This window comes from Nitratireductor sp. GCM10026969, assembly GCF_042660605.1.
Classification (GTDB): domain Bacteria; phylum Pseudomonadota; class Alphaproteobacteria; order Rhizobiales; family Rhizobiaceae; genus Chelativorans.
In genome coordinates, this window is record NZ_JBHSUM010000197.1 from 1 (window position 1) to 6,737 (window position 6,737).

The window sequence follows — 6,737 nt, forward strand, 5'->3', positions numbered from 1 at the left end:
CGCTCGAGGAGGGCCGCCGGCAGCCCCGGACCCTCGGCGCCGAGCAGCAGCGCCGTTCGCGGCCCAGTCGCAACCTCGGTGATCTCGCGCGTCCCTCCGGGGCTTAGTGCCAAGATCGCAAAACCGTGCGCTGCAAGCGTGGCGGCGAGCGTCTCGGTGCTTGATGTGCGGGCGAAGGGTACCTTTAGTGCCGCGCCCACCGAGACGCGGATCGCCTTGCGGTAGAGTGGATCGCAACAGTGCCCGTCCAAAAGCACGGCATCGACACCGAACGCGGCGGCGTTGCGGAAGATCGCACCCATATTGTCATGATTGGCGATCCCCGCGAGCGCGACCACGAGGGCTTTTTCGGGCAGACGCGAGACGAGCGTGTCGGGGTCCTCCTCGACCGCGCGGCGGCCGATCGCCAGCACGCCGCGATGCATGGGGAAGCCGGCAATGGCATCCATCACCGGACCGGCGGCCACATAGACAGGCACTTCCGCCGGGATGCGCGTCAGGAGATCGTCCATGCCGGCCACGCGGTTTTGCCGGAGAAGAACGGATTCGGCGGCAAAGCGGGCCGTCGAGAACAGCACGTTCAAGACCACCTTGCCCTCGGCGACGAAGCGGCCCTGGCGGCCGACCAGATCGCGCTCGCGGATGTCGCGATAGGCGGCGATGCGCGGGTCGTCGGGGTCGTCGATCGGGATGAGGTCGCGCGGCATCTCGATCAGGCGCCGCGCGCCCTCTTCCCCATGGCGACCAGAACGGGGCGCATCTGTGCCGCCTCTTCCAGCGGCGCGTCGAAGAAGACCCGGCGCACCTCATCGCCCCTGGCGAGGTCGATGCCGTCGGCATCGATGCCCGTCAACGACCATTTGCCGGGCGTCCCGCCGGCCAGCGCCACGGCGTAATTCTTAACAGCGTCCGCGTGGTCCGCGTTCATGTGGTCGAGCGCGCCCTGTTCCATCTCCGCGAGTGCCTCGTTCGCCGGGCTCGCGGTGATGATGTCGGCGCGGGTGAGCCGGTAGGCGCGGGCGAAGCCGCCGTTCAGCGCCGCGCCTTCCGGGGTTAACCGGTGGAAGGCGAAATCCGCGAAATCAGCGTAGAGACGGGCCTTGGGGTGACGGTTCAGATAGCGGCGCCTGGCGTGTGCGTGCTCATCCGTGTCACGCGCCAGCTTGTCCGCCCGCGCCTTCAGCGTCAGGCGCGGATGGGAGAGGGGATCGCCCTTGCCCGGCTCGCCGACAAGCAGCGAGCAGCGCGGATCGGCTTCGAGTGCCCGGGTGTGCGCCGAAAGCGCGGAAACCAGGATGAGCGGTGTGCCATCCATGCCCGTGGCCACCGCCACCCGTGTGACCTGCGGCGCGCCGTCTGCCGGATCGAGCGTTGCAAGGGCGCCGAAACGGGCGGTGCGGAGGAGCGTCTTCGCCAGGCGGATCGCCTCGGCATCGGTTTCGAGGATCGGATCGGTCTTTGCCATGGCTCCGGCATGCCGGACGGCCGGGAATTTGGCAAGGGGTGTTTCCCCGGCCGGTTAAGATCAGGCGGGCGAGCGCATGCCGCGCACGGTACTCGGCTGCTCCCTGGCGAAGACCACCAATCCGAACAGCAGCACACCGGCAAAGGTGACGAGAGAACTGATCGCCACCAGCGGCTCCAGCGCCGGGTTGCCGAGCAGCATGAAGAGCAGTGACGGAGTGAGCACGACCACGCCGGTCGTGTAGACACCGTACTGGATACGGGCAAGACGCCCTGCCGCCTTGGCCGGGTTGAGCGCGTAATAGACGCCGAACAGCGCCATCGTCACCCACCCGAGCAGGTTGGTATGCGCATGGGCTCCGATGATGTTGTGATTGCCCGATATGGACATGTACAGCCCCATGCCGATGCCGAAGATGAGGAAGACGATCGCCGTCTTGAAGAAATGCTGTGCCACGGTCGGCATGTGTTTTGCCCCTATTTTATCCAATCGCATAAGATTAATGGCTGACTCGCTTGGCGGGAAATCGAATGTCATTATGCAGGCCATTGACGGCATGGATTTTTGCCGGGCGGCGGGCAGGGGGACCGGGAGTGCCGGCCGTCATTGCGGGTGGAGCACTCCGTGAACTTGAATTCCTTCGATCTCAATCTTCTGCGTGTCTTCGACGCCTTGCTCAAGGAGCGCAGCGTCACGCGCGCCGGGGCCCGCATCGGGCTCAGCCAGCCCGCCGTCAGTGCTGCGCTCGGCCGGCTGCGCCATGCCTTCCACGATGAGCTTTTCGTTCGTGCCGGCGCGCAGATGGTGCCTACCACGCGCGCGGCCGCTCTTGCAGAATCGGTCAGTGAGGCCCTTGCCTCGCTCGAAGCGGCCTTCGCCCGCTACTCGATGCTCGAACCAAAGAGGCTGGAACGGAGCTACACGCTGCTCGGGGCGGATTTCTTCTCGATGCTCTTCATGCCCAAATTTGCCGCCGCGCTTGCTCCGCATGCACCCGGTGTCCGCCTGAGATTGATCGATGCGAGCCGTGGCGACGGGGTTCAGCTTCTTCGAGAGGGCACCGTCGACGTCGTTCTCGAATATCTCTCCCACGTTCCGGACTGGATTTCGCACGCGCCGCTCTTCCGATCCTGTTTCGTCGCCGTTGCCAGCCGGCACAATCCCCGCCTGCGGGGTCTGGTCCCGGCAGAAGGACAATTGCTGCCCTCAAGCGTTTTTCGCGAATGCGCGTTTGCGGTCCATTCGCTCGATGGCGGCGAGACCGGCTGTGCGGTCGAAGCGTTGCGGTCGGTCGGCCTGGGACAGCGCGCCGCTCTCGCACTGCCGCATTTACAGGCGACGGCGCAGGCCGCCGCCGACAGCGATCTCGTCGCGCTGATGCCCTGTCAGTTCGCCGAGGCGGTGGCCGAAAGGCTGGACCTGGCGATCTACCGCATTCCTGTTCCCATGCCATTTCTCAAATACGAGATGTACTGGCACGCACGCGCCGACGATGACCTGCAACACGCATGGCTGCGGGCGCAGATCGCCGAAACGGTGACGGCGCTCGGTTTCGAGGATTGCGCGTTGCGCTATCTGGGCCCGGAACGGGCGACGGCATAAGAGCAATTCCAGGAAAAGTGGAAGCCAGGTTTCCGTCCGGAATTGCGTTGAATCAATTGGTTGGATCAGCTCGCCGTTTCCATGAAACGGTGAACTGATCCAAGGGCAGCCGCTGGACATTCGAACGGTGGCGGATCAGGGCAGCTCGGCCGGACTGCCGCGCACGATCGCCTTCAACACGTCGCGCACGCCGATTGCGCCGACGAAGCGGGATGCGTCGTCGAACAGTGCCACGGGGGCGGTCTGCGACTGGTGCATGGCCTGCATGACGATCTTCAACGGCGTGCCGGCGCGCGCCCAATAGACTTTGGGCTTGTCCTCCGACAGCGTCTCGATATCGTCGCAGGAGACCCAGATGGCCGGCTTGCCGTCGCGCTCGGCGTCGATCACCAGCATGTTCTCGTCGAATCGGAAGCGTGTCGTGCGCCTGCGGTCGAGCCACAGCCAGTGTTCGCCGGCGTTCTCCAGGTCGCGGGCATCGCGCATCACGTTCCAGGCCGTCAGCACGGAAAGCGGATTCACATTGGCGATGAAGTCGCGCACATAGTCGTTCTGCGGCCGCAGGACGATGTCTTCGGGAGCGCCTGTCTGGACGATGCGGCCGCCCTCCATGATGGAGATCCGGTTGCCGATCTTGAGCGCTTCCTCCAGATCGTGGCTGACGAAGATAATGGTCTTCTTCAGCCGCTCCTGGAGCTCGACCAACTCGTCCTGAAGCTTGGTGCGGATCAGCGGATCGAGCGCGGAAAACGGCTCGTCCATGAGCAGGATCGGCGCTTCGGTGGCGAAGGCGCGGGCCAGCCCGACACGCTGCTGCATGCCGCCGGAAAGCTCATGGGCGTATTTGCCGGCCCAGTCTTCCAAATGCACCAGCTCGAGCTGGGCCATCACGCGCTCCTTGCGCATTTTCGCTGGAAGGCCCGATAGCTCCAGCCCGAAGCCGACATTCTCGGCCACCGTGCGCCAGGGCAGGAGCGCGAATTGCTGGAACACCATGGCCACGCATTCGCGGCGGATCTTTCTCAATTCCGCGTCCGAGCACGTGACCACATTGGCCGACCAGTCGCCGTCGCGGACGATCACCTCGCCGCGCGACACCTTGTTGAGCCGGTTGACCGCTCGCAGGAGGGTAGATTTTCCCGACCCCGAAAGGCCCATCAGAACGGAGATCTCGCCGCGTTCCACCGCCAGGTCGCAGCCTGCGCAGCCAAGCACCGCGCCGGTCTTTTCCAGGATCTCCTCGCGGCTTGCGCCCCGGTCGACCAGCGGCTGCGCCTCGGCGCGTTCCTTGTCGGTGCCGAAGATGATGTCGACGGCGCGGAAATCGACGGCCGGGTTCATCGGTCGATCTCCCGACCGATGCGCGCCATCCGGTCGAGGATGATCGCCAGGATCACGATGGCGAGCCCCGCCTCGAGGCCGAGCGGAATGTTGACGGTGTTGAGGGCACGCACGACCGGCTTGCCGAGCCCGTTGGCGCCGATCAGCGCGGCGATCACCACCATGGAAAGCGACAGCATGATGCACTGGGTCAGTCCCGCCATGATGGAGGGCAGGGCGGCCGGCAGTTCCACCTTCCACAGCAACTGGTTTCGTGTCGCACCGAAGGCCTGGCCCGCCTCCAGCATCGGCTTGGGGACCGAGGTGATGCCGAGATAGGTGAGCCGGATCGGCGCGGGCGAGGCGAAGATCACCGTGACGATCAACCCGGGTGCCGCCCCGAGGCCGAAAAGGATAAGAACCGGAATCAGATAGACGAAGGTCGGCAAGGTCTGCATGAGGTCAAGAACCGGCCGCAGGAACTGGTAGACGCGTTCATTGTGGGCCGCCCAGATGCCGACGGGAACGCCGATGGCCATGGAAACGGTGGTCGCGGCGACCACCAGCACCAGAGTCTCGATCGTCTCCGCCCACAGGCCCTGGTTGATGATGAAGGCCAGGCCGATGAGCACACCGATCGCCAGCTTCCACGAACGCTGCAACGCATAGGCCCCCGCGGCAATCACCAGGACGACGACGCTCGCCGGCAGCCAGAGCAGGAAACCGGCCATGCCGTCGAGCACGGTCGCCAGACCGTCGGCCAGATTGTCGAAGATCCAGGAAAAATTTGTGGTGAGAAAATCGAAGAATTCGCGACCCCATCTGCCGATGGGGATTTTCCAGGCTGCAATCCACTGGGCTAAGAAATCCATGGGCTAAGCGGTTTTCCTGCTGCTTACAGTCGGGCGAAAAAGGCGCCGCCGGTGCGGCGCCCACGGCTCCTCGTCAAAGCCCCAGATGCGCCCGGACCGCCTCCAGCCCGTCGTCGCCCTCGACGGTCGTCACACCCTCGAGCCATGGTTCCAGCGTCTCCGGGTTCTCCTTCAGCCAGGCCGCGGCGGCGGCCTGCGGCTGCTGTCCCTCGTCGAGGATGGCACCCATGATCTCGTTCTCCATCTCCAGCGAGAAGACCATGTTCTGCAGAAGCTGTCCGAGATTCGGGCACTCCTCGGTGAGGCCGGCCCAGACATTGGTGTGCACCGTGGCACCACCGTAGTTCGGGCCGAAGATGTCGTCGCCGCCCTCCAGATAGGCCATATCGATGTTCGCGTTCATGGGATGCGGCTCCCAGCCGAGGAAGACGATATGCTCCTCGCGCTGCACGGCGCGGCGCACCTGGGAGAGCATGCCGGCCTCCGAGCTTTCGACCAGCTCGAAATCGCCGAGGCCGAAGGTGTCGTTCTCGATCATGTCGAGGATCAGACGGTTGCCGTCGTTGCCGGGCTCGATGCCGTAGATCTTGCCGTCGAGCTCGTCCTCGAACTCGGCGATGTCCTGAAAGCTCTTGAGACCGGCGTCATAGGTGTATTGCGGGACGGCGAGCGTGTATTTGGCGCCTTCCAGGTTGGTGACGACCGTCTCCACCGAGCCGTCCTCGCGGTAGGGCGCAATGTCGGCCTCCATGGTCGGCATCCAGTTGCCGAGGAAGACGTCCACATCCTTGTTCTGCAGCGAAGCGTATGTGACCGGCACGGATAGCACCTGCGTCTCCGGCTCGTAGCCGAGGCCTTCCAGCACCACGGAAGCGGTCGCCGTGGTGGCGGTGATGTCGGTCCAGCCGACATCGGAGAAAGTGATCGTGCGGCATTCGGCCGGCTCCTGGGCAAAGGCGGGCGCGGCGCACAGGAAGAGGGCGAGGCCGGCGGCCACGCGTTTCGTCGGTGACATGGATGTTCTCCCCTTGAAAGTTGTTCACCATGCTTTTGTGTGTGCCCGCCGTTTAACCGGCTTCGACGCTTTATTCAAACGCAAGCACCATTTCGGGCCCGCCGCAAGCGGAAAGAAGGCGATTGCGCCTGTCCGGTGGCGGGCTTCGGCAGGGGCCGCTGTCGCAATTCGTGCAGTTTTCGCCTTATACGGAACCGTGCCGCGCGAAAGCACGCGGCTTATTGCCTGACGAGGGCGGGTGTGGCAGCAAAGGTTCGCCAACGGTAATCGGGGGAGAGACGCTCATGGCCGAAGTGAAATCCGACATCGAAATCGCCCGCGCGGCGGACAAGAGGCCGATCCAGGAGGTCGGTGCCAGGCTGAACATTCCGCCGGAGCATCTCCTTCCATTCGGTCACGACAAGGCGAAGGTGTCGGCCGAGTTTATCGCGCAAGCCCGGGGGAACGGCGACGGCAAGCTCAT

At 64.6% G+C, this 6,737-nt stretch carries 8 protein-coding genes; 2 read left to right on the top strand and 6 right to left on the bottom strand.

What is annotated here, in order from left to right; translation table 11 throughout:
* The 3 genes from ACFP9U_RS22875 to ACFP9U_RS22885 form a co-directional block, all read right to left on the bottom strand.
* Nucleotides 1–707, bottom strand: a 707-nt coding sequence (locus tag ACFP9U_RS22875) for a TrmH family RNA methyltransferase (RefSeq protein WP_378624998.1), incomplete at its 3' end; no start/stop codon positions are given.
* 5 nt (nt 708–712) lie between these two features.
* Nucleotides 713–1,465, bottom strand: coding sequence for a HugZ family protein (locus ACFP9U_RS22880; protein WP_378624999.1), 753 nt, complete (start codon nt 1,463–1,465; stop codon nt 713–715).
* A gap of 60 nt (nt 1,466–1,525) precedes the next feature.
* A complete protein-coding gene (locus tag ACFP9U_RS22885) occupies nt 1,526–1,930 on the bottom strand; it encodes a hypothetical protein (protein WP_322451770.1) in 405 nt (134 codons plus the stop codon).
* Between the two features lie 159 nt (nt 1,931–2,089).
* Here ACFP9U_RS22885 and ACFP9U_RS22890 point away from each other — a divergent pair, with 159 nt between their 5' ends.
* The gene (locus ACFP9U_RS22890; RefSeq protein ID WP_378625001.1) at nt 2,090–3,067 is read left to right on the top strand and encodes a LysR family transcriptional regulator; all 978 of its coding nucleotides are present in this window, start codon (nt 2,090–2,092) and stop codon (nt 3,065–3,067) included.
* Between the two features lie 135 nt (nt 3,068–3,202).
* Here the strand turns inward: ACFP9U_RS22890 and choV are convergent, their stop codons facing one another.
* From choV to ACFP9U_RS22905, 3 genes are all read right to left on the bottom strand, one after another.
* Nucleotides 3,203–4,408: a choline ABC transporter ATP-binding protein gene (gene choV / locus ACFP9U_RS22895; RefSeq protein WP_378625002.1), complete on the bottom strand. Its 1,206-nt coding sequence runs from the start codon at nt 4,406–4,408 to the stop codon at nt 3,203–3,205.
* A complete protein-coding gene (choW, locus tag ACFP9U_RS22900; protein ID WP_378625004.1) occupies nt 4,405–5,259 on the bottom strand; it encodes a choline ABC transporter permease subunit in 855 nt (284 codons plus the stop codon). Before choW ends, choV begins: the two co-directional genes overlap by 4 nt.
* A 73-nt stretch (nt 5,260–5,332) precedes the next feature.
* Nucleotides 5,333–6,274: a choline ABC transporter substrate-binding protein gene (locus tag ACFP9U_RS22905; RefSeq protein ID WP_378625005.1), complete on the bottom strand. Its 942-nt coding sequence runs from the start codon at nt 6,272–6,274 to the stop codon at nt 5,333–5,335.
* Between the two features lie 284 nt (nt 6,275–6,558).
* On the opposite strand from ACFP9U_RS22905, the gene ACFP9U_RS22910 reads away from it, so the two are divergent.
* Nucleotides 6,559–6,737, top strand: a 179-nt coding sequence (locus ACFP9U_RS22910; RefSeq protein ID WP_378625007.1) for a formate--tetrahydrofolate ligase, incomplete at its 3' end; no start/stop codon positions are given.